Annotated in this window: 21 protein-coding genes and 1 riboswitch; of the genes, 6 read left to right on the top strand and 15 right to left on the bottom strand. The window is 38.6% G+C overall.

Features of this window, described 5'->3' with window-relative positions; translation table 11 throughout:
* Window positions 1–6: 6 nt before the first annotated feature.
* The 5 genes from EHQ59_RS10400 to EHQ59_RS10380 all read right to left on the bottom strand — a co-directional run bounded on the left by EHQ59_RS10400 (window position 7) and on the right by EHQ59_RS10380 (window position 3,936).
* A complete protein-coding gene (locus EHQ59_RS10400; protein ID WP_135619593.1) occupies window positions 7–426 on the bottom strand; it encodes an arsenate reductase ArsC in 420 nt (139 codons plus the stop codon).
* A 1-nt stretch (window position 427) separates the two neighbouring features.
* Entirely contained in the window at window positions 428–769 is a 342-nt protein-coding gene (locus tag EHQ59_RS10395) for an ArsR/SmtB family transcription factor (protein WP_135619592.1), read from the bottom strand.
* A gap of 193 nt (window positions 770–962) precedes the next feature.
* Window positions 963–1,769 (bottom strand): hypothetical protein, encoded by an 807-nt coding sequence (locus tag EHQ59_RS10390; protein WP_135619591.1) that lies wholly within the window; start codon window positions 1,767–1,769, stop codon window positions 963–965.
* Window positions 1,770–1,798: 29 nt separating this feature from the next.
* Window positions 1,799–2,761, bottom strand: coding sequence for an NAD-dependent epimerase/dehydratase family protein (locus EHQ59_RS10385; protein WP_135619590.1), 963 nt, complete (start codon window positions 2,759–2,761; stop codon window positions 1,799–1,801).
* The gene (locus tag EHQ59_RS10380; RefSeq protein WP_135619589.1) at window positions 2,758–3,936 is read right to left on the bottom strand and encodes a DUF445 domain-containing protein; all 1,179 of its coding nucleotides are present in this window, start codon (window positions 3,934–3,936) and stop codon (window positions 2,758–2,760) included. Before EHQ59_RS10380 ends, EHQ59_RS10385 begins: the two co-directional genes overlap by 4 nt.
* A 285-nt stretch (window positions 3,937–4,221) precedes the next feature.
* On the opposite strand from EHQ59_RS10380, the gene EHQ59_RS10375 reads away from it, so the two are divergent.
* Window positions 4,222–7,950, top strand: a complete 3,729-nt coding sequence (locus EHQ59_RS10375; protein ID WP_135619588.1) for a Cna protein B-type domain protein — start codon at window positions 4,222–4,224, stop codon at window positions 7,948–7,950.
* A gap of 141 nt (window positions 7,951–8,091) precedes the next feature.
* Here the strand turns inward: EHQ59_RS10375 and EHQ59_RS10370 are convergent, their stop codons facing one another.
* Both EHQ59_RS10370 and EHQ59_RS10365 read right to left on the bottom strand, forming a co-directional pair.
* The gene (locus tag EHQ59_RS10370) at window positions 8,092–8,874 is read right to left on the bottom strand and encodes an ABC transporter ATP-binding protein (RefSeq protein ID WP_135619587.1); all 783 of its coding nucleotides are present in this window, start codon (window positions 8,872–8,874) and stop codon (window positions 8,092–8,094) included.
* Window positions 8,867–10,339 carry an HDOD domain-containing protein gene (locus tag EHQ59_RS10365; protein ID WP_135619586.1) on the bottom strand — a complete coding sequence of 491 codons (1,473 nt, stop codon included), beginning with the start codon at window positions 10,337–10,339 and terminating at the stop codon, window positions 8,867–8,869. The genes EHQ59_RS10370 and EHQ59_RS10365 overlap by 8 nt, the downstream gene beginning before the upstream one ends.
* A gap of 86 nt (window positions 10,340–10,425) precedes the next feature.
* On the opposite strand from EHQ59_RS10365, the gene EHQ59_RS10360 reads away from it, so the two are divergent.
* Window positions 10,426–10,653, top strand: a complete 228-nt coding sequence (locus EHQ59_RS10360) for a hypothetical protein (RefSeq protein WP_244245488.1) — start codon at window positions 10,426–10,428, stop codon at window positions 10,651–10,653.
* Here EHQ59_RS10360 and EHQ59_RS10355 read toward each other — a convergent pair.
* Window positions 10,650–11,924 carry a 6-hydroxymethylpterin diphosphokinase MptE-like protein gene (locus EHQ59_RS10355; protein ID WP_135619585.1) on the bottom strand — a complete coding sequence of 425 codons (1,275 nt, stop codon included), beginning with the start codon at window positions 11,922–11,924 and terminating at the stop codon, window positions 10,650–10,652. The genes EHQ59_RS10360 and EHQ59_RS10355 overlap by 4 nt on opposite strands.
* A gap of 155 nt (window positions 11,925–12,079) precedes the next feature.
* The gene (locus EHQ59_RS10350) at window positions 12,080–12,550 is read right to left on the bottom strand and encodes a DNA primase (RefSeq protein ID WP_135619584.1); all 471 of its coding nucleotides are present in this window, start codon (window positions 12,548–12,550) and stop codon (window positions 12,080–12,082) included.
* 115 nt (window positions 12,551–12,665) lie between these two features.
* Between EHQ59_RS10350 and EHQ59_RS10345 the strand changes: the two genes are divergently transcribed.
* From EHQ59_RS10345 to secA, 3 genes are read left to right on the top strand one after another with little or no spacing between them, the layout of a single operon-like run.
* On the top strand, window positions 12,666–13,277 hold the full coding sequence (locus tag EHQ59_RS10345) for a TlpA family protein disulfide reductase (RefSeq protein ID WP_244245487.1): 612 nt from the start codon (window positions 12,666–12,668) through the stop codon (window positions 13,275–13,277).
* Entirely contained in the window at window positions 13,274–13,963 is a 690-nt protein-coding gene (locus tag EHQ59_RS10340; RefSeq protein WP_135619583.1) for a type 1 glutamine amidotransferase, read from the top strand. Before EHQ59_RS10345 ends, EHQ59_RS10340 begins: the two co-directional genes overlap by 4 nt.
* 10 nt (window positions 13,964–13,973) lie before the next feature.
* A complete protein-coding gene (gene secA, locus EHQ59_RS10335) occupies window positions 13,974–16,733 on the top strand; it encodes a preprotein translocase subunit SecA (protein ID WP_135619582.1) in 2,760 nt (919 codons plus the stop codon).
* A gap of 126 nt (window positions 16,734–16,859) precedes the next feature.
* Here the strand turns inward: secA and EHQ59_RS10330 are convergent, their stop codons facing one another.
* From EHQ59_RS10330 to EHQ59_RS10315, 4 genes are all read right to left on the bottom strand, one after another.
* Complete coding sequence (locus EHQ59_RS10330) at window positions 16,860–17,717, bottom strand: LIC_13355 family lipoprotein (RefSeq protein ID WP_135619581.1); 858 nt, start codon at window positions 17,715–17,717, stop codon at window positions 16,860–16,862.
* Between the two features lie 54 nt (window positions 17,718–17,771).
* Window positions 17,772–18,353, bottom strand: a complete 582-nt coding sequence (locus EHQ59_RS10325; protein ID WP_135619580.1) for a hypothetical protein — start codon at window positions 18,351–18,353, stop codon at window positions 17,772–17,774.
* Window positions 18,354–18,555: 202 nt separating this feature from the next.
* A riboswitch (cobalamin riboswitch) is annotated at window positions 18,556–18,708 on the bottom strand.
* A 3-nt stretch (window positions 18,709–18,711) separates the two neighbouring features.
* Entirely contained in the window at window positions 18,712–19,791 is a 1,080-nt protein-coding gene (locus tag EHQ59_RS10320) for a cytochrome-c peroxidase (RefSeq protein ID WP_135619579.1), read from the bottom strand.
* 99 nt (window positions 19,792–19,890) lie between these two features.
* Window positions 19,891–21,933 carry a methyl-accepting chemotaxis protein gene (locus tag EHQ59_RS10315; RefSeq protein WP_135619578.1) on the bottom strand — a complete coding sequence of 681 codons (2,043 nt, stop codon included), beginning with the start codon at window positions 21,931–21,933 and terminating at the stop codon, window positions 19,891–19,893.
* Between the two features lie 345 nt (window positions 21,934–22,278).
* On the opposite strand from EHQ59_RS10315, the gene EHQ59_RS10310 reads away from it, so the two are divergent.
* Window positions 22,279–22,728: a hypothetical protein gene (locus tag EHQ59_RS10310; RefSeq protein WP_135619577.1), complete on the top strand. Its 450-nt coding sequence runs from the start codon at window positions 22,279–22,281 to the stop codon at window positions 22,726–22,728.
* 58 nt (window positions 22,729–22,786) lie between these two features.
* Here the strand turns inward: EHQ59_RS10310 and EHQ59_RS10305 are convergent, their stop codons facing one another.
* Together EHQ59_RS10305 and EHQ59_RS10300 are read right to left on the bottom strand one after the other, a co-directional pair.
* Window positions 22,787–23,116 (bottom strand): hypothetical protein, encoded by a 330-nt coding sequence (locus tag EHQ59_RS10305; protein ID WP_135619576.1) that lies wholly within the window; start codon window positions 23,114–23,116, stop codon window positions 22,787–22,789.
* Window positions 23,117–23,269: 153 nt separating this feature from the next.
* A complete protein-coding gene (locus tag EHQ59_RS10300; RefSeq protein WP_135619575.1) occupies window positions 23,270–24,652 on the bottom strand; it encodes an outer membrane beta-barrel protein in 1,383 nt (460 codons plus the stop codon).
* Window positions 24,653–24,816 lie beyond the last annotated feature (164 nt).

Below are 24,816 nucleotides of genomic sequence, written 5' to 3'. Positions count from 1 at the left end.
CTCCTTTTATGTCAGTTCGTTTTTTACAAAGTTTTCGCAGTACATGCGGATTTCTTCTCTCGTTTTGGCAAAGGCTTCCTTGATTTCTTCCTCACTGCCCACCTTCTTGGAAGGATCACTGAAGTTGTGATGAAATCGTTTTGCTTCACTTGGAACATAAGGACAGTTTTCTTTTGCATGATCACATACAGTGATGAGATAATCGAAACGAATGTCTTTGTACTCATTGATATGATTCGATGTGTGATTTCCGATATCGATTCCCACCTCCTTCATGGTAGCAATCGCCTTTGGATTCACTCCATGGGTTTCAATTCCAGCACTGTATACGTTTGCCTTTTCTTTGGCATAAAAACGCATCCAACCTTCTGCAATTTGGCTTCGACAGCTATTCCCCGTGCAAAGGATTAATATATTTTTTTTCATTTTAACAACAGCTCCCATTTTCCTTTTTGAATTGTTTTACATATAAGATATGTTGGATAAATCCATCCGACATCTCTTCAAACTTTTTCCAATTGATACAGTAACAAGAGCTAGTTCCTTCCACTTCCCCTTTTACAATTCCACCTTCTTTGAGTTCTTTTAGATGTTGGGAAACAGTCGATTGTGCGAGTGGTAAAATATCCACAATCTCTCCACAAACGCAAGTTTGGCGTTCTGCCAAAACTTCCAAAATTGCAATCCTTGCTGGGTGGGATAAAAGTTTGGCAAAGGAGGCAAAACTTTGGATGGACTCGGGGAATTCAGATTTTTTGTTCACTGCCATAGTATATCGTAAATATACGATTAAAATTCCTTCCAATTTCTGTCAAGGAAGTACGAGGGAGGGGAGAGCAGCATTCGGAGACCAGGATTTGGTTTCCAAGGCTGTACAAGGGAACCAAAAAGAAATGGGGGAATCTTACGTATTTGAAAAAAAACAGCTCCGCCTTTTTAAAGGCGGATTGTGGATTGAATCATTAAATTCCAGAACCGTCCGGAATCACAACAGGTTCATCCGAAGTAGGGGTGTCTGGTTTGACATCCGCAGGTGTGTAACCATGGTCATTTGGTTTTGGGCGAGTGTCGAAGTCAGAAGTTCCAGGTTTGTGATTTCCTTCCACTGAAAAAAGCCAACCATCTTCTTGTTTTTGCGAAACACCTTGTTCCTGTGGAAAGGTGTCAATGGGCCGGATGGTGATGGAAACATATTGAATGAGTCGTTCGTCTTTTTTTGGGTCAAGATACGCCAAACTATCGTTACGCCAACGGTTCTTTGTACGGACTTCTCTTCGAAAACTCTTCATGACTGTATCCAATTCTTTTGCATACTTGGCATACAATGTACGTGTGGTTTTTGCTTGGATCACATAATACATTCCACCTTTTTTGTGGAATAAAAATCGATTAGAAATGGTTTGTTTGTTTTCTGTGTAATGGAGAACAACAAAAACCGATTCATCAAAACCCGCGATTTCATTCTCTAATACTTTTTCTCGAACAAGTTTTAGGTCAGGATATTTGATTAAAAAAGTATCAATGGTTTCTTCAATAAAACGATCTAAATCGTATTCTTTTGTTCGGCGAGCCACATCAATTTGTAAAATCGCCTCACGATTGGTTTTGGCAATTTGGATTCTGGCTGTGTCTGCATGTCGTAACACTGACTTTGCCCAACCTCTCGGGTATTCAAAAGCAAACCCTAAAGAGTCTTCAATCCATGTAGCAGCTTCCATTCCTGTTACAGTAAGACATAATAAAAGTAAGAGGCTAAGTCGCTTTTTCATATTGAATATATCGGCCAATAGGTGTGCCATTATTGATAGTCGAGTAATCCTTTTCGTAAATCTGATTTTGGAAAATACCCAATCTTTTCCCAAGAACCTTGGTCATAAATGGCAACGGATTCGAGAAGTGGTTGCAGGGGGGAACCATGGAATGGTTTTTTTCGTACCCAACTCAAAAAACGAAACATCGTTTCGAGAATTTTGGACCAAATTCCAGATACTGGGATGGGAATCTGGTATGTTTTTGTAATTTGTAAACTGCGAAACGTATCAATTACCTCTTGGATGGTCACAGCTTCCGGGTGGGAAAAGACATACAATGGTTCTGGTTTTTTTCCATCTAAACATTGTTTGGTCCAAGAAACCAAAGCTTCTGTTGCATCTTGGATATGTAAGATGGATTTTTTACGAGTAGGTGGGATTTTGGGATAGACCCCTCGTATGAGGAGTGACTTTAGTTTGGAGATAAAACTTTTGGTTCCTTTCCCATAGATACTTGCCAGTCGGATCACAGAATAGGAAGCATTTGCTTGGAACACAAAATCTTCTGCTAAAGATTTGGTTTTGGCATAAATGGTTTTGCCATTTCGTTCACTTTGCAATGTTAAATTCATTTCTTTTGAACCATACACAGAGATACTACTCACAAAACCTAGGTGTGGGATTTTCTTTTCTATCGCAAATTCGACCAAAAGTTTTGTCGAATTCACATTGATTTGGTAGTATGTTTCTTCGTTTACTTTGGCACCAGACACAACAGCTGCTAAGTGTAGAACTAAATGGATTGGTTCGGAGATCCCAAAGTCTTCGGTTGTTTTGATTTTGGCTAAATCTCTTTCATAAAACGTAAAATGTTTATGATGGCGAATAGTCTCAGGAAAATGAGAATGGTTGGATCCTATGGCAATGATTTTAAAATCAGGAATCAAATGGAAAATCAATTCCTTTCCTAAAACTCCACTCCCGCCAGTGATAAGAATTGTTTTTGTCATACGATAAATACCATTTGAAACCAACCTACCAATGCTCCAAGAGCCGCTCCCACAAGGATGAGTAACATTTCGTCCTCTTGAAATGCGGATCGTAAAATCGATTCAAATTCTTTGGGAGGAAGAGCCGACATCCGATCTCCCATCATGGTTTCAATTTGCAAAGATTCCCCTAAATACGTTTCCAGATGAAATGCATTTTCAATCGCATTGTCAGCCATGGCGATGGCAATCCTTTCTTTTGCAGCATCAAATTCATTTATTTTCCCCGTCGCATATAAAGCGGGTTTTGCAAGAAAGGTCACTGTGTCCACGTGGCTACTCACTTCTTTGCGAATGATTTCAATGATTTCTTTAGAAGCTTTCCCAAAGATCAGTTCCGATAAAATGTTTTTGGGAGTTAGGATTTTTTCACTCACAAGTTTTGCATACAATCTGGAAACTTCATTTTGGCGTTTTAGAAATAATCCTTGGTACGTCCAAAGTCCTAAAATTTTTTTAGGTACTAAGGGGCGAAAGATCATCTCTAAGGCTAAATAATTGGTAAGATATCCTACAATCACCCCTTGGATGGGAAGAGTCCAAACCATTGGATAAAAAACCATAAACACCATTTGGACAAGACCGAGTAAAAATCCAAAATAAAATCCAGACCTTTCAATAAAACGAAATTCAGGAGCACCTACTTCTTGGAATAATTCAACCACCAAACTTACGTTACTGCCAGAAAGTTTTTTTAAGACAAGTGCCTTTACATCAAACAAAGAATCAATATCCGCTTGGAGTTTTCTGATGACTTTCCGAATGGTGATTCCACTTTCTCTTTTTACTTTATGATAAATTTCTTCTTTTACCAGATCAGGGATGATTTCCCAAAGTTTTGGATCTAAACTATCCGAAAATTCTTTTATCGTATAACGGATGCTAGAGTCAAGGGCGGGTAAAAAAACTGTTTCTGCTTTTTTGGGATCTACTTTTAAAAACACTTCTTTGATATTGAGAAGGCGCTCTGTGATCACATCCACAGACTTACTGGCCATTTTATGCGCTTTTCTCGGGATGATGCCCTGCCAACCCAAGTAGGGAGGGATTCCGATAAAGTGGATGGGATAAAACGTCATTTTGAGGGCCAACCAATTGGTCACCCAACCCACAAACCCATAGGTAAAGGGAATCATGAGCAATTTCCACCCGCCAACCGAAAGCCAAAAATCCCACATATTTCGCTAAGAGTAGGCTTTGTGGGGGAAGGGAATGGGCAATCCAAATTCGTTTTCGTGTCTATTTTTCCCTCAAATGGTATAAAAAAGGAAATTTTTTGCCGATACCCCTAAAAAAGATTTGCATTGTGTACGAAAACAAACTACAACTGGTACACTTCGGAAGTCGTTAGGTATTTCCCGAAGTGATTTGAAAGGAAGTGGCGTAAAGCCACAAAGCGAATTTGATTAGAGGGTAAGTCTATGCGCGTTCGAGGGATGTTCACCATTCTCGTACTCATTTCCGTGGTATTTGTGGGTTGTTCCCGCAAGAAGAAATCCATGCCATTCTGGTTTTTATTAGGGACTGGCGGTGCCGTTTCTGACAACCGTGACCAAAACCAAAATCCACCCGATTCCAACGGTGTTCCCCTTCCTCCTCCCGGAGGTTCCATCGGTGTTACCGATCCAGACGAAATTCCTGGAAACCAATCCGAACAAGAAGTACCAAACCACGGGCCAGCTCGGGTCATTGGTTCTATCGTTCCCGTTGTCTCTGGTGTTCCTGCCAATGTGATTTGTGGAAATCCAGGTGCTCCTTCAGCACCTACTTGTGTTGACCTCACTTTAATTTCTGTTCGAATCGAAGTTGCCAATGGTGATGTTTACACACTTGTTGCTTCTAAATTCGCAGAAGCCAATGGAAGTTTCCAATTTGATTTATCTGATTTACCAAATAACAATTACCGTGTTCTCATTAACACTGGTTTTGGATTAAATTACACCTACCAAGACTTTTCTTATGTGTACGACCCTACACAATCGCCTTACACTCTAGTAAACGTTGGCAATTTGCTTGCGGAAAGAATGTATTATTCACAAGGACCAACACAATTCACAGGAGTTGTGACAAGCCCGGGTTTCGTGGGTGATGGAGTCAATGTTCCGCAAGGCCCTGTTGCTGGAATTATCGTCAACATTGTGGATTCCAATGGAAACACTGTAGGAACCGGTGTCACCGACTCCAATGGTCAATATGAGATTTCGATCAATCCTCTTCCTAACGGGAATTATACGGTTGTATATGTTGGAGATTCAGTGAATGTATCTGGCCAACCGTTTGCCACAAACCAAGAATCGGTACACATCACTTTCCCTGGCACAAACCCAAATACAGTTGCGGTTGTGGACTTAGGCGAAACATCGCTTCCATGGATGGCAGCAACGGAAAGTGACCTTCTCCTTTCTGGTGTGATCCGTAATGGAGCTCTCGCAAACGATCAAACTTCTGTTTTTACAATCAAATTGAAGAACGAACAAGGTGCCGTCTTACAAACCATACAAATCACTGGGAATGGGAATTTTTCCTTAGAAGGATTTGAACTTACAAACGGTGTGTATTACTTAGAAGTTTCTAATCCTTCTTTTTACACTGTCACTCAATCCTTTTTATTTACCGCAGCTCCGAACGGTGGTGTGAAGTCTGTTTCTCTCATTGATCCGATCCTCATTGTGGCAAAACCTTCCATGGTTCTTGGGTATGTAAAAGATGCAAACAACGAACACATTGCCGGTGCAGTGATTAACGTTCGTCCTTCTGCCAACCAAGCTCCTTCGAACATTGTGTATCTGAAAGAAGATCCGATTTTAGGAAATGCGATCAAACTTTGGATTTTAGAATCCTTAAGTGCGGTGGCAGGAACCAATTGTGCCTTAAATCCAACAGGGCAAATCTGTTCTTGTGCGGTAAACCCAACTGCTTCTTGTTTGGTGTCTGTCCAAGGAAGTGGTCCATGGGCTTACCAAACCTACGCAAACAAATTATATGAAGTAAATCCAACGACCAAAGAAGTTTCCTTCCTTGGTGCTAGTGGACTTTGGGCTTACTACATTTCCGCACCTGGTTTTGAAAACTATTGTGGAAACAATGCCGCTCCTTGCTCTTCAAATCCATTACAAGTGAGTTTGAATGGAACAACATATAACGCAGGAACGATTGCGATGACATCAATTGCAACCCGTTCCCAAATTGCGGGTTCCATTTCTGTTCGTGACACAGCGCCTTCTGCAAATTCAATTCATACGACTCAATCTGGATTAGTTGTGGTGATGTTGGGGAATACAAACGAATCGGGAGCTTCCCTCGTTCATATCACGACAACCAGTTCTGGCCAATTCAGTTTCGGTGGGAACTCCTATGTGGTCACTCTCCCACAAGTATTACCGCCACAATTTACCAATGATGATGAGGGAAGAGTGAAGTATGCCCTTAGCCAAATGGGAACAGGTCTTGCGACCACTCTTGCCAATACACCAAGTGTAGCACGTGCAAATGACAACACAGCTTCGGTAGATATCACAAACGGAACAGAATACAATTTCCGTCAAAGTTCTTACCAAATCATCGTTGTGGACCGCGTTGCACCTTCTTACCAATCGAGTTACTTGGCAACGAATAGCCTTCGAGTCGACACATCTACTGTTGCCACAAATCTGTATGCATCGACACCTGCTCTTTTCCAATTGAATGGACTTGTGTTACATAGCGCAAGAGCAACTGTGACTGGGGTTGTCACAGATGCAGTTTCCACTTCTGTTGTGAGTGGGGCAACCATCACACTTGGTCGGTTAGTGGGTGGAAACTTCACTCCTGATGTTAGGCGTGACTGTTCTGGTGGCTTTGATGCACCAACTTGTTCGGTTCCATCCACAAGAACGACTGGCAGTGACCAAGTGGTTGGTTCTGTGACATCACAAGCAAACGGAAGTTATAGTTTTCCTTTCCTTTCTCCTGGTTCTTACCACCTCCGTGTGGAAAAAAATGGTATCACTACTTACTTCCCTGTGGAAGTGGGAACGGGTGGTGGAACTGTTGTGGTGAACACTCCTGTGATCACAAACGACGGTCGTGGCCATCTTTCTGGTTCTGTTCGAACTCCTGGGGGATTTGCTTTCCTTGGAACCTATTCCCTTGAGATCGTAGATCCAAATGGTGGAACAGCGCGTCCAACAGCAGGTGTCCAACCAGCATCCATTGCGACTGGATCGACTGCTTTCTCCAATGCAAGCCAATACACAATCTTCAATATCAACGCAGGACGTTGGAAAATTCGATTTGTATCCGCAGGTTACCAAACCGTAGAAGGAATTGTGGACATCCAAGCGGACGTAACCACAAACTTTGACATCATCACCTTTGTTCCAGGTAGCCAAACAAGTGGTACCATTTCTGGTAGAGCACTTTCTGCTTTATACAACACGGGAGTTTGTAACCTAACGGCTCGCATTCGACCAGGTGTGAATGTGAAGTCTGGTCCTTATGCGATTGATGGAAATGGTGTGACCATTCCTTCTGTCAAAACATCTACAGATGGATCTTATGCCATCCCATCGGTTCCACCAGGAAACTATACATTAGAAGTAACTGGTGCAGGAAAACGTGGAAACTGTACTTCCGTGCAAGAGGACTATTCGACAACTTACAGAACTGTGGTTTCCGCTGGTTCCGAAACGCCAGCCAACCAAAACATCCTAGTCACTCCAATTCTCGGAGAAAACGAAATGCGTGTGGTTCTCACTTGGGGTGCCAAACCTCGTGACTTAGATTCCCATATACAATACGGAACTGGAGCAAATGATCGCATCGTTTGGAACAGACGAGCTCCGCTAGGTGTCGGAAATGGAAGTTTGGATTATGACATCACAACTGGATATGGTCCAGAAACCATCACTGTCCAAGGATCCATTTGGAACCAACCTAATCGTTATTACAGTGTCTATAACTGGTCTGGGGAAGCGAATATGGGTGTGTCTGGAGCCACCGTTCGTGTGTTCAAAGGAAATGTGGGGGAAGTGAGAAACTACTCCATTGCACCAAACCATTCCAATCGTTGGTGGAAACTATTCTGTATCGCACAAGACAAATCCATCACGGACGTGGGTGTAGGAAGTTGTAAAGCGAGCAACTTTATCGAACGATCCATGTATCAGTAAATTAGAAACTTCGATCTCAAATTCCTCTTGTGAAGAGAGGAATTTGTGAAACCTCAAACTCATAGTAGAAATCTACAGAAACGGATGACTTCAATGGGTTTCTTTAAGAATCAACAGAAGAAAGGTGGAAACACCTCTCGATTAAGAAAGGACAGTGATATGATACTGTCCTTTTTTTTCGCTTACCGCTAGGTTCAAATCATAGAGTTCGGAAAGATTGGAATCGGAAAAAACAAATTGTTTCTCTCCAAATGCTAAAACCTTTCCTTCCTTTAATAAAAGAACTTTCTGAAAATCTTCTGGAATTTCTTCAATGCGGTGTGTGATGAGAATTCGAGTGAGGTCTGGATTTTTCTTTTTTAAAGAATGAAGGGAATTTCCAAAATCAACCCTGGCCGTTAGATCCAGTGCTGCCGTTGGTTCATCTAAAATTAATAATTGTTTTCCCTCACCAAACGCACGTAATAACAAAACCTTCATCTTTTCACCAGAAGAAAGAGTTTGGTAGAGTTGGTCTTTTTTGTGTAAGAGTCCGATGGATTCTAATAATTGATTAGCCAATTTAGTTTGATTGGGTGTTGGTTCTTTGTATAGTCCCAGTGTACCAATCACTCCTGTGATCACCATTTCAAAACAGTTGAGTCTTTGTAAAAGTGTTTCTTGGTGCCCAGGTTGAACGATTCCCATTTGGTTTTGTAAAGGAGCCATCGGTGTTTCTCCAAAGGTTTCCCCAAATGCAGAAACGAAACCGCTCGTTGGCCAAAGATAACCAAACAATAGATTGATGAGAGTAGTTTTCCCTGCACCGTTACGTCCCACGATGGCCAAGGATTCTCCTTGGTTTAGAGAAAAGTTGATGTCTTCTAAAATGGTTTTTTCATTTCGAATAAAGGAAACAGAATCAAACCGAAGCACTTCACTCATTTGTTTTTTTGTACAATACCTCTACCTTATTCACAGCCGCAGAGAATACATCGATATTGTCTAAATTAAATTTTGCTAAAAGGTTTTTGTCGATCGCATAAAACCCTTTTTTCTGTTCATGGAAGTCTGCCATCATATTGGCCATATAAATCACTTCTACCAAATCGCGAAGTTCTGGTGGTGCTAAAAATGGTTTGTGGTGGTATTCGATAGCAACACGAAGGTCTAATGGAAATTCCCATTTTTCTGCGAGTAAGGCACCAAGTTGTGGATGGCTGAGACCAATGGCCATCTCTTCGAGAAGAGTGGAGTTCCCAGAATCTGCTCCTCGTTGGTAGGTTTCAATTTTTTTGAAAAATCCTCTATCCACAGATAATAGTAAAAATTTTCCTATATCGTGTAACAAAGCACAGACGGCAATGATGTCTGCGATTTTATTAGTATGATTGTTTTCTGTAGCGAGGTAACGAGCGTAGTAACTGCAACGACTAGAATGTTCCCAAACATCCATCATTTTGCCGTATTGGCCATCCATAATTTTACGAACACCCGATACATAGAGAAGGTTTCGTAAGTTTTTGAGTCCAACTACTTTGACAGCTTGGAGGATAGAACTCACTTGGCTTCGGTTTGCAAAAAATGCAGAATTGGAAAGTTTGAGTAAGTCCGCAGAAAGCGCAGGATTACGTTCGATTTCCTGTGAAATCATATGAAGGTCGGAATCTGGATTATTACAAAGTTGAATGATTTTGGTTAATGAATGAGGAAGAGGTGGTAATCCATCAATTTCATTGAGTAATTTCGTTTTGAGACCTGTTTGGATTTCAACTGGTGTGGTGACTTCCGGAACAGTCAGTGTAGCGCGTGTTATCTTATCATTTGTAAAGATTTTAAATTTATCAGATCCAATTCCTGAATTTTTTAGGAGGAGTTGAATGAGTACAAGTCCTAAACCTGCGGACTCTGTGCTGTCAGAAACGTCCGTGAATGCATCGGAGAGATCGTTGTAATTTTTTGCCACTTCGATCCGACGGTTGACACGTGCTAGTTCTTCTTTGGTGATCGGAGCGTTATTTTCCACGGCAAAATGAATGGACTTTCCATCTACTTTCATCAGTAAACTGATGTAGTAATTTCCACCGTCTAACCGGTCTAATTGTTCGTTCCATTTCATGATGATATTTTCTTGGAAACGAGACATACCCTTTGCATAATCTTTTTCGTTTTGGATGTCCAAGTTTTCACGATTGAAATAGTCACGTTTGGCATTGGCCTTGTTGGCGTTCATGAGAAGTTCTTTTAGGACAGTGAAGATGACTTCTACTAGATATAACTTGTCCATATACCCCATTACATGGACAAGTAATGCGTATATCTCCTGATTTTGTTCTTCTGTGACAAAATAAAAATTAATTCTAGATTCTTTGGATGTTTCTAATTGAGAAATAATATCTTTAAAATTCACAAACGCCTTTTCCCGTATCACTCTTTTAAATTAAATTCTTTTGGAGGCAATAGATATTTTTTTCCAAGCATCATTCTATTTTGTCCATGGTAAATGGTATCGTGTTTGTATCAGTGGAGGAAAACACGATGGATATGTTAGACCAAATCAATTTGCACATGTTGATGGAAGATCGTTTAGAAAGAATTTTAGAGGATTTAGAAAAACGTCCTAAGGGAAAAACCAAAAAAATAAAAATGGTGAACCCAATTCCAGCAAACCGCGAAAGAGCTGAATGGAATTTACAAGAAATCCCAGTTTTGTTCGGAGCTTAACCTGGTGAAAACCGCAACCAAGTGTTGAGAGTTTTGGAATGAATGATACCGGATTGGTCTTGGTTGGCCCACTTTGCCAGATCCGAAATGTTTGGGGGAAATCCCTGAAACGAATTTAGTGTTCCGTTGCCCTTTGTCTTTATGATTTTATTGAATGGTGTTAATTCTGAAATGAATTGTATTTTGTGTTTTTCTTTTTCGGAGTTCAGAGCTTCCCAAACAATTTGATTTTTTCCTTTCCTTACACCAGAATACAGTCGTTTGGTGAGAGATTCTAAACTTTGTTTGCGATGGATTTGTGGTAGATAATATCTTTCGTAACCCGTCCCTTTACAATGTGATTTCCCTTGTTCTGCAATAAAACTAACACCACTCAGCCAAAAATTACGGTTTTTGATGTTCTCGGTGATCGATAAAACCATTCCGAGTAAATTCAAACTTGAGTTTTGATAATGAGGCCAATTTTGGTTTGTTTCTGTTTGGAAAATATGTTCCACAATTTGGTCCAATGGATGGCCTGTATTCACCAGAATTTTAGGATTTGGAAGTTCAAAAAGATCACTTGCACCACCTAACCAAGTGATGATGGGAATGTCTTTTGGTAGATCCATTAAAAAATGATAAGAAGTTCCACGCCCAGAATCAAAGGAAACAATATAGTCGGGTATCAAACCTTTTGCTAGGAGAAATCCAAGTGAGCTATCACTGGCAAAGATGGTCCATTCTTCGCGATTCGTTTGAATGGTCTCGAGATCGGATTCCAAACTGGGACTGGCTCCCAAAAACAAAACATTGGCAAGGTTTGCGGAAAAAGATTGAAACCAATGTACTTTTTCCTTTCTAGATTCGAGTTTTGTTTTGTTTTTTAAGTAATTATGGGTCCAAACTTTTCGAAAATGTCCGATGGTTGTTTCGTTAATGGTTTGGGAACGAAACTGAGAAACAAAATGATTCCTACATGTTTTTACGAGTTCAGGAAACAATCGTTCGTAATTGGGTGTTTCATACAAGGTCCACTTTACGTTTGTTTGTTTCTCTGCGTTTGATGCCGCTAAAAGATCGTTTCCTAGTTTTGAAAAATCTGGATTGGTACCTGTGAAAAAAATCAAGGTCAAACCGATCTCGTTTCCTTTTGTAATAAGCTCACGTATCTCCGCTTGGAAACTTGGTAACTCATAAATTTCTGCCAAAGGTTCCCAAAACAAAATGATGGAATGAGTTCCCTTGGTTTCGAGAATGGCACGAGCTGAATGTAAAGCACCAACTCCCAAGATAAGCGGGATCGAATCAGTTTTGATTTGGCTTAAAAACCGAGAAGCCTCCTTTTCAGGGGAGACTTTTGAGTGTAAATAAAATGTTTCGGAAGTTTGAAAGTTATAGAGAAGGTTGTTTTGAAAAAGGGGAGATAGAGGAATGGGACTAACCTCTAATCCTCTTCTTCCTCATCAGAATCTTCATCGTCAGAGTCGTCATCGAAATCATCGTCGTCGTCCTCTTCCTCTTCTTCCTCTGTATCATCACCAAACTCATCTTCGTAACCATCTTCAAATTCTGGTTTCTTAGCTTCTTCTTCTGGGATGAAATCTTCTTCGATATCTTCTTCTGCATGAGGAGCAAAAGAAACTCCTGCAGTGGATGTGACTCCTGCAAGTTTGTCTTTTTCAGCTTGGAGAAGTGCTTTTTCTTCAGAAGAGAGGTATTTCCATTGTACTAGGTCGTTTGTAAGTGCATAAAGCGCTTGCACCGTGAGTTTACGGTTTTTTAATTTTTTAGGAAGAGTGATTTTATCGATTTTATCGATCGCACTGAAACCGGCCACACATGTTTCGTATTTTTTTTCCCGGCAAAGTTCTATTAAGGATACGATATCAAAGTCTTCTTTCTGTGATTGGCTCATTTTTTATAAATTCCTGGGGAAGTGAGTGGAATGTTAGACCAGATTGGGGTACGGGGGTCAGATGTCAAGGGAAAGTTCGAAAACGGGCTTTACAGACGTTCTCCTAGTCCAAACCATGGGATGGATCGTCCAATTTATGGGATTTATGAAAGCCTCCCTCATTTTATTTGTTAGTTTATGTCTCATTAGTTGCGCCCCAGCGAAAACCTCCTATTTTGGAGAGACCTCTTTTGTTGGTGTTACGATTTCAGGGGAAGAAATTTCCTTCGCTACGCTTGCAAAGGAGCACATTGCCTTAAATGTGTATTCGCCGGATTGTGTTCCTTGTTGGAAAGAAATCCCCGCGTTAAACTTACTTCATTCGGAAATCCAAAAAAAGTTTCCAGAGAAAGTGATTTATATGGTCGTGGATCCTTACCAAATTGTGCCCGATGTTACCGACGAACTTCCATTTGGTCAGGTTTACCAATTAGCAAAAGAAAGAATGAATGTTGAGATCAAAAATCGAAACATCCAAGTACCGATTGTGTTTATGAAAAAGCCATTTCGTGTCAAAGAAGGTGGGCTTGTGACGGGAACTCCGGAAACATTACTCTTCGAAACAAAACCACTTCGTTTGTATTATAATTTTTTAGGATCGATTTCGGAACTCACTACAAAAGAGGCGATTGAAAAAGATCCGAAGTTTAATTTCTTTCGTTATCAATTTGGAATGGAATCAATATGAGAGCCGTATTTATAAGATTCATTGATTGTGAAGGTCCAGGGATTTTAGAACCTCTATTAAGAGAGAAAGGATATCGCATCAGTTATCATAATGCATATGATTCCCGTGTGCAATTGATGCCAGAAATTCATTTGAATTTTGATTTAATTGTTATGTTAGGTGGTCCGCAATCAGTAGCCGATCCCGACAAACAAGAATTTTTTAAACCTTATTATGATATTGTAGAAAATGTAATCGCCCTTCCCAATAAAAAATTGATAGGAGTTTGTTTGGGTTCCCAAATCATTGCACGTGCGTTAGGTGCTAATGTTCGGCCAGGAACCAAAGGTCCTGAAACTGGATTTTCAGAGCTTCAGATATTAAAACCTGCACATCCAGTTTTTTCTGGAATTCAAGGTGAATCTATATTGGCGTTTCATTTACATGAAGACATTTTTGATATTCCTGTTGGTGCCGATCACTTACTTGCAAGTGAGTTTTATGCAAACCAAATGTTTTCTTACAAAAATAAAGTTTTCGCTTTCCAAACACATTTAGAGCCCACTCTGGGGATGTTACAAGTTTGGCAAAATGTCCACAAAGAATTTATCGCAAAAGGAAATGGCGATTTTTCTGATTTGGAAACCAAACAACAAACCATGGAAAAAAGTGCAAAAATCATATTTCGCAATATTATAAATTTATAACGGACAAAACATGTTTCAAAAAATATTAACCATATTATTCGGTAGTAAGTACGAAAGAGACTTAAAACGACTTAATCCAATCGTAGAAGCAATCAATTCATTTGAAGTTACAATCAAAGCCATGGATGATGAAACTCTTTCCTCACAAACACTGAGGTTTAAAGAAAGATTGGCGAAAGGGGAAACACTCGATGATGTTTTACCAGAAGCATTTGCAACTGTAAGAGAAGTCGCGTATCGAACGTTAGGGATGCGTCATTTTGATGTGCAGATGATGGGTGGGATTTCCTTACATTGGGGGAATATTTCTGAGATGAAAACAGGAGAAGGAAAAACATTAACTTCCACTCTTCCTATTTACCTCAATTCTCTTTCTGGCGAAGGTGTTCATGTTGTAACTGTTAACGATTATTTGGCGAAACGGGATGCGAATTGGATGCGGCCTGTTTTTGAATTTTTGAAAGTATCTGTTGGTGTCATCCAACACGATATGGATCATGAAGAACGTAAAGTAGCTTATAACTCAGACATCACTTATGGAACGAATAACGAATTTGGTTTTGATTATTTACGTGATAATATGGTGAGTTACAAAGAACACCGTGTGCAAAGACAACATAACTTTGCGATAGTGGATGAGGTGGACTCCATTTTAATTGATGAAGCAAGAACTCCACTCATCATTTCTGGGCCTGCAGAAGAATCCACAGACAAATACCTGAAGGTAAATAAAATCATTCCTAAGTTAATCGAAGGAGAAGATTTCGAAATTGATGAAAAAGCAAAAAATGTGATTTTATCGGAAGCAGGTGTTCATCACGTCGAAAAATTATTAGAAGTCGAAAACTTATACCATGCAGAGAACATTGAACTCGTTCACCACGTGCAACAAGCGCTTAAAGCACATAAAATCTTTTATAAAGACAAAGATTATGTAGTGCAAGATGGGGAAGTCATCATTGTGGATGAGTTTACAGGACGTCTCATGAAAGGGAGACGTTACTCTGACGGATTACACCAATCCTTAGAAGCAAAAGAAGGGGTTCCGATTGCTCGTGAATCACAAACCTTGGCTTCCATTACCTTCCAAAACTATTTCCGTATTTATAAAAAACTCGCTGGTATGACGGGAACAGCAGATACGGAAGCGGAAGAATTCAAAAAAATCTACAATTTAGATGTGATTGTGATTCCTTCCAATTTAAAGATCCAACGCCAAGACATGCCAGACCGTGTTTATAAAACAGAACGTGAGAAGTTTGATGCTGTTGTCAAAGACATTCAAGAAAAGGTATCTCGCAAACAACCTGTGTTAGTGGGAACAATCTCTATTGAAAAGTCAGAAGTCCTTTCAAAACTTTTATTTTCTCATGGAATTCAACACAATGTTTTGAACGCCAAACAACACGAACGTGAATCTGAAATTGTTGCCAATGCTGGTAAACCTGGTGCCATCACGATTGCAACCAATATGGCGGGAAGGGGAACAGATATTGTGCTTGGTGGTGCGCCAAAGTACAAGGATGATTTAGAGAAATTGGATGACAAATGTGATTCTTTAGGCATCAAAAACAAAGAAGAATTAGAAGTTATTTATAGTTTCCGAGAATGTCTCATTAAACAGAAGTTTGATGAGGCCGAAGGGAAAATCACACTTGTACGTAATGAAACAATTAGAAAAGAGTGCGAAAAAATATTAAGCGATGCAAAGAAATGGAAAGTCGACCATGACTTTGTAATTGCTGCGGGTGGACTCCATATCATTGGTTCCGAACGTCATGAATCTCGTCGTATTGATAATCAGTTACGAGGAAGGTCTGGTCGTCAAGGTGACCCAGGATCATCTAGATTCTATTTATCACTGCAAGATGATTTGATGCGAATTTTTGGTTCCGATCGCATTGCTCGTATCATGGACACTTTGAAAATGCCTGAAGGACAAGAGTTGGAGCACAGCATGGTTTCCAATGCAATTGCCAGGGCACAAAAAAGAGTGGAAGGCCATAACTTTGACATCAGAAAACATTTGTTAGAGTATGACGACGTGATGAATCGCCAAAGAATTTATATCTACGGCATTCGAAACGAACTTTTAGACAAAGGAAACATGTCTAAAACCATCGTTGATTTCTTTGATGAAGTTGTCGAAAACCAAGTGATTTTGTATTGTGAAGGCAATAATGTGGATGCTTGGGAAATTGATTCTCTCAATGAATGGTTACAAAGTTTAGGAATCAATCATACAATTGAAGTTAAAGATTTCAAAAAAGAATCGAATCCACAACTAAAAGTTTTTGAAGTTGTTTCTAAGTTAGTTAAAGAACTTTATGAATTCAAAGTTTCATCGATTGAAGAAGATATTTGGAGATCCATTGAACGAAATGTATTTTTAGATATTTTAGACCATAGATGGAAAGAACACCTCTATGCAATGGACCACCTAAAAGAAGGGATTTGGACTGTTGGTTATGGTGAAAAAAATCCACTCATCGAATACAAATTACAAGGTTTTAAGATGTTCGATCAGTTGGTGGAAAATCTGAAAAACGAAGTGGTTTCGTTTTTACTTAAGATTGAAGTTACCGATTCTGATAAAAAACAGGATGACTCTTCTCCAAAAGAATACAAAAAAATTGGGCAAGAACAAAGAGCCGAAGTGGATATGTTTGGAAATGAAGTGAAATCTAATAAAACAAAACCACAAGTTTCTTCCACAACCAGTTCCGGTGGTGGTTCTGAGCGAAGGTCAAGTCGACGTAACAAACGTTAGTTGAAATAGTTGGTGTAAGGTGTTAATTGTTTTAACACCAATTCCTTATTCATCAGATAAAAAAAATCTCAAGTAACCTAAAACTGGATTTGAATTAGGTTACTTGAGGAATCAATTTGAATACCCTTATTCTACTTCTTTTGCAACCACTCCATCTATATCAGATCCATTGTCATAAGAATGTGGATACACATAACCCGTTCCTGTAGTTGGATTGTTTACTGCTAATGCAGTAGTAAGACGAATGAATTTAAATCCATTGGTTTGGATATTTGTTCTTGCCGCTGCATCACAATTGGTACCTGGTCCTCCGACGATCAAATTATTTAAATCAAATCCATCTCCACCACCTAACAAAAAACCGCTTCCGGTAGATGTGAATAATTCATCTAAGGTAAATGGTTTCGTGGCCATATTGTAAATTACTGGTCGAAGACCCGCAAATCCAGGCCAGGAAGATATTTTATTACTGTCAGATACACTTGGGTTAAATCCACTCAGATCAAAGCCACAGTATTCTGTTCCATTAAAAGAAACATGCACTACCATCGGATCAAAAGCATATCGATCACTTGCTTCAGAAACTCGAAACGGATTTTCATAAACGATAAAATCAATTCCAGTCACGTTTTTTACAGTTTTACCACCCCAAGATAATATAAGAGTAGCACCTGCTCCTGTTAGATTCAGTGCATACACATCTAAGGAACCTGAGAATTCTCCGCCTCCACAAATTCCATTAATTGCCTTCGTCGAATTACTAAATCCACTGACATTAGAATTGGCAGATACAACTGTATTAGCAATAGGAATCTCTGTTGGTAGTGAAGTCGGTGGGCATGGACTTACGGAAGAATTGTTTACGCGCGGAAGTGTTAACAGCGATAATAAAAAGTCATTTTTATTATCCTCTTCTATACATTGTAAAAAAGTAAAAGAAAAAATACAGATGCACAGGATTGATTTGAATTGGTATTGTCCCAAGTTGTATCTCCTATATGCCTTTACTTACAAAAATAAAGGCAAAAAATTTAAGTTTTAAAATGTTCTCGTTAAGAAATTGAATGCAAATGAACCATTACATCCCGCAGCTTTTGGATTTGTCGTATAAACAGTTCCAGAAGCCTTTCTTGAACTTAAATCTGTTTTTGTTTCAGCCAATGTAGGTTTGCCGTTGAATACATCGCAAATTAGAATTTCATTGGCATCTGTAATGGTCCAAATGAATGCTGATATGTTCGCACTGTTTTTGGGTTTATAATAAAGTACTCGATCTGTATTACTGAATTCTACAATTTCTGCATTTACGCGATAAGTTGAAGTTCCAGCGCCATTTACATAATCTACATATAAGTATCCAGTTGTTGTTCCAAAATTGGATTGAATTGTGACAGTGTTTGATCCTGGTGTATTACATGTACCTGCTGAACAACTTGCTTGTAGGTAAGTTCCTCTGATTTCAATTTGTCCTGCTTCTTTTGCGGATGCTTCAGCCGTTTTTAACAAGCCTAAAACTAAATTATTGTCAGCGACTGATTTCTCCACTGTGTTGTTATCCGCACAAGCAGTGATCAAGAGGATTAATAACATAGTGCATGTTAGTTTGAGTGAAGTTTTCATTGAGATTCTCCTAAATCTTTTTTGAATTTAGGGGAACACGAAAAAGAAAATCTGTGATCTACATAAGATACGTAAATGCACAAATACGTTAGAGATAAGAATCTAATACGTGTATTTTCCATACGGGTGCCCCGAGTTTGCCTTCGGGGCCCCTTTACATTCTTTGTTGTATAAAAGAATGTAAGTGTGCAAAGTTTCCAATCCACGAGAAAACATTGCGGGGAAGATCTGGCTTACCATCAAATGAACATAACGTTCGATTGGTGTATCACAGTTGCGGGTCAGCACAGGATTTTCACCTGTTTCCTCCCTGAAGGTAATGTCACATTTGTCTCCCTATATTTCATCGTCAAGAATTTTAATTCGTTTTAGTTCGATCCGATAGAGTTTTTAGAAACGCTATGAGGAGTTCGATTTCAGAATCTTTGACTGATCTGTTCAATTTGTACGAATTCATTCGAAGGATTGATTCTTTAAGTGAAGTTACACTCCCATCATGAAAGTATGGGCTTGTTAAAAATACGTTTCTTAAACTTGGGACTTTGAATACATAACGATCGTTTGGATTCCCAGTGACTTCAAATCTGCCTAAGTCGTTTGGGTTGTAAAATTCAGGTGATTCGAGTTTTGAAAAAGAATTCCCTCCAAGTGTTCTTCCCGAATGACAATGATTACATCCTAATTCTAAAAAAAGATTTAATCCATAAAGTTCTTGTTGGTTAAAACGATACAAATCTCCATTGACAAACTCATCAAATCTTGATATGGAGATCAAACTTCTTTCGAACGCTGATATGGCAAGACGAACTTTGTGGATATCTATATTGGAATCGTTCGGAAATGCTTCTGAAAAAAAGTTTTGATAAGAGGAATCATTTTGTAATCTAGTGATTAATTCCGATTCAGATGACAAAGACATTTCCAATGGGTTTACGAATGGATCAATGGCTTGTTCATAAAGAGTGTTTCTTCTTCCGTCCCAAAATAACACAGAAGAAAATCCGATATTAAATATAGTTGGTGTATTTCTTTTTCCTAATTGTCCAAATGTGCCTCTAGATGTGCTTTGTCTGTCCATACCTGCGGATCTTCCATCTAATGGATGACATGTGACACAAGCCTGGATTCGATTTGCAGATAAATTGATATCTCGAAAAATTTTATTCCCTAATTGAATTAAGGGAACCGTATCATTCTCTGAACCAGGTGTTATTTCAGGCAACGAACCAATTTGTTCTTTTGCCTTAGTATGTGTTTCTAATGCATAGGACATTTCTAAAAAAACAAACGATGAGATGAAAAGACTTTGGTGATTCTTTTTTTCGTTTGTGAATGAGACGTATTGGCAAGAGATGAGAGCAAAATATTGGGAAAGAAATAAAGCTGTGGTTATAAAATAACTTCGGATATAAGAGTGGTTTTGAAAAGAAAAGGACATGACGACCAAACAGGGGAAGAACCATTGTTTGGGCAATTGTTTTTCTTTGTAGAATGAGCGAAAAAAATGCGTTAGGTGGAGAATTGCATTTTTTGCTGCTTAATGTGTTCGAAACGTATTCGTGATCAAGGCAATGTTAGTTGCAATTTCCCCAATTTTTTGACTCACTTGGTTCAAATCTTCAGAGTTATTTGCTAACTCTTGTGCATTTCCTGATAAGGTATTGATTGTATTTACCATATCCTCTGATGCTTTCTTTTGTTCTTTACTCGAAAATTCGATGGTTTTAGCCATATCTTCTAAATCAGTGATTTCGTTTGTAACTTTCATTAGACTATTCGATTGTGTATTCATTTCTTCTTTTAAATGATTCACGGCATCATTCATGCGAATAGATTGTGTAACAATTTCGCTTAATGAATTCACTGCTTCCATCACATGATTGGATCCTGAATTCACGACTAAATGACTTTTTTCGATTAATTTTTTGATACTTTTGACAGATGATTGTGTTTTGTCAGCAAGTTTTGAAATTTCTTCTGCTACAACAGCAAAACCCATTCCTGCATCACCTGCTCGAGCTGCTTCTATACTTGCATTTAACGCGAGTAAATTGGTTCTCTCTGATATCTCTGTAATCAAATCAACAATACCAGTGATTTCTTTCGTAACAGTTCTGATTTCCATCATAGTGATATCTGTATTTTGAATGGATACATTTCCGGAATGAGCCAAATTCGTTGATTGTTCCGACAGATTTGTGAGCTCTTGTATTGCTTTTTCTATATTGAAAATGGAAGATTTGATTGTTTCCATTTCTTCTGTGATTGTCATAATGTTTTTCGTTTCATTGGAAATGAATTCAAACATAATTTCGAAACTAGTTGTCAGTTCTTCAAGGGAGGCAGCAGATTCCTCGGAAACCGAAGCAAGGGAGGTTGCATTGTCGGAAACTGAAATAGCATCTTGTCGTAACTTTGCTGCTACTTTTTCTGATTCACTGACAGATGCCTTTAATTGATTCATAATTTGATTTAAGTTGTTTAAAAAATGATTGATGGATAAAGTGATTTTTCCGATTTCATTGTTCCCAAAATCCGGAAGGTTTTTGGTCAGATCGGCTTCTCCACTGGAGAGTTCGTCAATTTTGGTGAGGACAGTGACGAGTGGATTGTTGATACTTTTGAATATGAAGATTGTAATGATTGTAGATATCAGTAATGAAATTAATGTTAATAAAATGTTCACATTTCTTTTGAGAGTGAGAAGTTGAATTCGGTCGTTTACCAATTTTTCTAAAATCAAAATTGATTGGTCTTGAATATCACCAGCGATAGCCGTACCATTATGTATGGTCGTAAATAAATTTTCTGATTCTGGAGGTTTTAATTTGGAAACGATAAAAATATTTTTGAGATTATTTAAATAATTCGTACATGTTTTTTCAGCAGCAAGTTTTGACTTTTCTAATTCTTGTTTATAAGGAGATGGGTCTTCAATTGATTTGGTATATGACTTTTTGATCTCATTGCAGTTTAATTCAATTACGTTTATGGAAAGTAAAGCTTTCGTATAACTTGCATTTGATATTAGTTTGTTTTTTTTATTCTCACCTTGGTATTCTTCTCGAATGATTTCTTTGAGAATGGCTATGTTTTTTAATATTTCTGGTATCTTAAAGAAGATAATGTCCATTTGGTAATAAGAATTCACTTCAGGATCTAAAATTAGATTGGAATTATCTCCGATTTTTAAAGCCAAGGTTTGTAAATCTGATAAAAATTCGATCGAGTCTTTTTGCTCAAAAGACTTTTTGCCTAAGAAATAGTCTAATTTGGTTAATTCTTTTGACGAAGTCGGTAGTAATTGGGAATCAGTAACTATTTTTTGTGCATGATTGACAAGAGGGAGTAACTCATCTGTTTTCTCTTGCCCGATCTTAAGGCGCTTTAGACCTTCCCGGTAAGCAATGTAAATTGGTCTTAAGGTTTGTATGCCTTGTTTTTCTTTCTCAGAAAACTCTATGGTTTCATTCAGGGAACGTACTAAAATGAGCAAAATGATGATTAAAGTAACAATGATAGGAATTGGAAGTAGTATGAGTCTGAGTTGAATGGAAAATTTTGAAAGTAATTTTGACATATTGAATTTGATACCTGAATATAGACGAAGGAATTTTTGATTTCCATATTTTCACTCAATAAATTTTTCACTGTGAGTTAAAAATTGGAATTGTGAGAAATTTTTTAAATTCAGTAAGGAATCATCAGGAGATTTCCGTAAAGTTGATGTTAGGTAAGGACAATTTCCCTTCCGATATTTTGAAATTAGTCAAACATATTGCTTGGAAGATTTTGGATTTAGTTATACACTAGAAAAATGAAGCAATTTATCTTCCTATCCTCTATTTTTATTGTCTCTTTATCCCAATGTACCTCATCGGAAGAGAGGATCATCCAAAACAAACAAGCACTGTTCGATAACTGCATGGAGACTTTTCAAGATGAAACCAAATGTAATCAACTTCTTTCAAAATCAGAGAATGATTTGAGGACAGAAGAAGAAAAACGTCGGGCACAAAGGGAAGAATTAACGGAAGAAGGTTATAATGACTTAAAAATTCGAGATGTGATGCTCGAGAAAATATACAAACAAACCCGAATTTTTGTGAGAGGTTATTTGGGAGATCCAGATCATATGATCCGCAACGCCGATGGAGATGTTTGGGTATATACAAGACCAATTTCTGTTTATGAGCCCGGTGCAGAACCAGACGAGGAAATTTATATCTTTTTTAAACGTGATTTTGTGCGCACAGTCAACGTTGTGAAACCAAAGAGTGTACGTTCACAAGGTTTTAGTTGGGGTAATTGGTTAAAAGGATCCAAGAAGAATCAAAATGAGAGAAAAGGTTCAGATGTTTTAGAGGAAAAATAAAAAAATAGAGTGGGGAAACCACTCTATTTTCATTTCAATGTTTACTCTGCTAACTGATTTAGTAATAAGTTGGAGCAGAGAAAACGACTACCGAACTTGCGTCACTTGTAGAAGTGAAAGTCAATGGATCTTTAAACGCATCCACAGCAGCAGAAGCACTTGTGTATTTGTTTTCTGCAATGTTACATTTCAATTCATTGTATTTCTTAATGACGTTTGTCTTGATAGTGGAGTAATCAGCTCCAATCGCTTGGTTTTCAGCAATCTTTGCGAGTGAACAATTTGCTCCTGCATCAATTTGAATTTTTGAAGAGACACATGCATTGATCAGACCTGCTGATACAACGCAGTCCGCTTGCGCTCCCACTGGTGCGCTCGGATTTGACACTAGGTATGTAAGTAATGTCGTATTCTCATTTTTCTTAGCTGAGGACTGTGCACAATTTACGAACGACATAGTAGACAAAGCCACGATTACTGTCAGGGAGACAAATCCGGGTTTTACTTTGATGGATTTCATATTTTTCTATTCTCCTTTTCCTTAGAATGTTGCAACAATACCCAAAGTGACACCGTTTTGATGAGATTGAGGTTGTCCTCTTTCATCAGTGAACACTTGGCCTTTCGCTTGGTCTCTTCTGAAGTCAACTTTAATGATAATGTTGTCTCCGTAGTAGTAAGTAGGAGTGATTGTGAAAGTTTGAGCACTTCCTAAATAGTATTTGGTACTGTTGTATCCTAAACTATTCATGTATTGAAGGTCAGTTCTTCCAGCAGTGTTATTGCTAACTCCGAGTGGTGCGCCGTTTCTTGAATCGTCGATTCTTTCGTAACGACCAGCAAGAGCCCATTTGTCAGAGAACTTATATCTCGCCCAAATTCCGTAAGTTTTGTAAACGCGTTTTGCGTTACTGTCATCACGAGTGAGAGATACTTTTGTAGTTCCTGTTCCATCAAGGTCAACTTGAGTCGATGGATCATTGAGAGTAGCAGCAGCACCACTTTTGTCACCTTGAGTATAGTCAAGAGACACAAGAGTTTTGTCGTTTGGTGTGAAGTTCAAAATTACGTTGTTGATCATCCAATAATCATTTTGGTAACTAGCACGTCTTGCATTGATTGGTGTTCCATATACTTCGTTCATCCAATAGTCGGCATTGGAAGGTCTTGCATAAGTTACATCTACTCCGTATAAAGTGTTCCAAGTGATTTTTAACTTATCAGAAATAAGGTCATAAGAAACTTGTGTTCCCACTGCTTTATTTTTGTTAACACCGTCACGGTAGGTAGACACGTTTGCATTATTATACGCAGTGATATCAGAACCTGTTCCGCCCACACTGTTGTATAAGTAGAAACCAAGGTTTAACTTATCGGTGACAGCTAAGTTTGCTCTCGCACCAGTATTGATGAACGGGATTGTGTTAAAGAAGATATAACCAATGGTATATGTTGGGTTATCTTTAGTATCCAAAAGTTCATAACCAATGTGAGTCGCCATTTTACCCATATCCACAGTAAGACCTTTTAACACAGGAAAGTAAAAGGAAACATATGCTTGTTGGAGCATGTTCATGTTTACAGTACTGTTTGTTTGGTTGTAAGGTGCTTCTTGGTATACGTTGTTTTGACCGTTTTGGAAAACTGTTCTGAATCCCCAAGGACTATCTTTGTCCGCAAGTTTTTGCAAATCGAGCACTGCAGCAGATACTCCGAATTGTTTGTTTTGCGTGTTGAAAGTTCCAGAGGAATCGCGTTTAGCTCCCTCCACGTTGTTTGCAGTATACATATAGAATACATCTACGTAACCGGAAACGTTGATCTTATCGTACCAAGATTTTTCTTTTGCTTCGCCTTGTGCAAAAACTGAACTTGAAACGAGAAGGGCAACCGAAGTTGCGAGAAGAGTATATTTATTTCTCATTTGCCATTTCTCCTATGTGAACTTGATTTGCAAGTTGTGTACCAGGCTGGCATGGAAATCAGGATGGATTGGGGAAAAAATCAAAGAAATCGAAAATGTTGGGGAATTATCAGAAAAAAAAAGGGAATTTGATTAATAAGAGAACAATCCTGAAGTACAGATCG

This window comes from Leptospira kemamanensis (genome assembly GCF_004769665.1).
GTDB lineage: Bacteria > Spirochaetota > Leptospiria > Leptospirales > Leptospiraceae > Leptospira_A > Leptospira_A kemamanensis.
The sequence above is the reverse complement of the archived record's forward strand: the minus strand, read 5'-3'. Positions and strand labels throughout refer to the sequence as shown.

Excerpts from the sequence above, each read along its gene's own strand:
- EHQ59_RS10345 (WP_244245487.1), top strand. The coding sequence starts at position 12,666 with ATGGGATGGATCGTCCAATTTATGGGATTTATGAAAGCCTCCCTCATT.
- EHQ59_RS10370 (WP_135619587.1), bottom strand. The coding sequence starts at position 8,874 with ATGAGTGAAGTGCTTCGGTTTGATTCTGTTTCCTTTATTCGAAATGAA.
- secA (WP_135619582.1), top strand. The coding sequence starts at position 13,974 with ATGTTTCAAAAAATATTAACCATATTATTCGGTAGTAAGTACGAAAGA.
- EHQ59_RS10375 (WP_135619588.1), top strand. The coding sequence starts at position 4,222 with ATGCGCGTTCGAGGGATGTTCACCATTCTCGTACTCATTTCCGTGGTA.
- EHQ59_RS10350 (WP_135619584.1), bottom strand. The coding sequence starts at position 12,550 with ATGAGCCAATCACAGAAAGAAGACTTTGATATCGTATCCTTAATAGAA.
- EHQ59_RS10385 (WP_135619590.1), bottom strand. The coding sequence starts at position 2,761 with ATGACAAAAACAATTCTTATCACTGGCGGGAGTGGAGTTTTAGGAAAG.
- EHQ59_RS10325 (WP_135619580.1), bottom strand. The coding sequence starts at position 18,353 with ATGAAAACTTCACTCAAACTAACATGCACTATGTTATTAATCCTCTTG.
- EHQ59_RS10360 (WP_244245488.1), top strand. The coding sequence starts at position 10,426 with ATGGTAAATGGTATCGTGTTTGTATCAGTGGAGGAAAACACGATGGAT.
- EHQ59_RS10380 (WP_135619589.1), bottom strand. The coding sequence starts at position 3,936 with ATGATTCCCTTTACCTATGGGTTTGTGGGTTGGGTGACCAATTGGTTG.
- EHQ59_RS10310 (WP_135619577.1), top strand. The coding sequence starts at position 22,279 with ATGGAGACTTTTCAAGATGAAACCAAATGTAATCAACTTCTTTCAAAA.
- EHQ59_RS10395 (WP_135619592.1), bottom strand. The coding sequence starts at position 769 with ATGGCAGTGAACAAAAAATCTGAATTCCCCGAGTCCATCCAAAGTTTT.
- EHQ59_RS10390 (WP_135619591.1), bottom strand. The coding sequence starts at position 1,769 with ATGAAAAAGCGACTTAGCCTCTTACTTTTATTATGTCTTACTGTAACA.
- EHQ59_RS10340 (WP_135619583.1), top strand. The coding sequence starts at position 13,274 with ATGAGAGCCGTATTTATAAGATTCATTGATTGTGAAGGTCCAGGGATT.
- EHQ59_RS10320 (WP_135619579.1), bottom strand. The coding sequence starts at position 19,791 with ATGTCCTTTTCTTTTCAAAACCACTCTTATATCCGAAGTTATTTTATA.
- EHQ59_RS10315 (WP_135619578.1), bottom strand. The coding sequence starts at position 21,933 with ATGTCAAAATTACTTTCAAAATTTTCCATTCAACTCAGACTCATACTA.
- EHQ59_RS10300 (WP_135619575.1), bottom strand. The coding sequence starts at position 24,652 with ATGAGAAATAAATATACTCTTCTCGCAACTTCGGTTGCCCTTCTCGTT.
- EHQ59_RS10400 (WP_135619593.1), bottom strand. The coding sequence starts at position 426 with ATGAAAAAAAATATATTAATCCTTTGCACGGGGAATAGCTGTCGAAGC.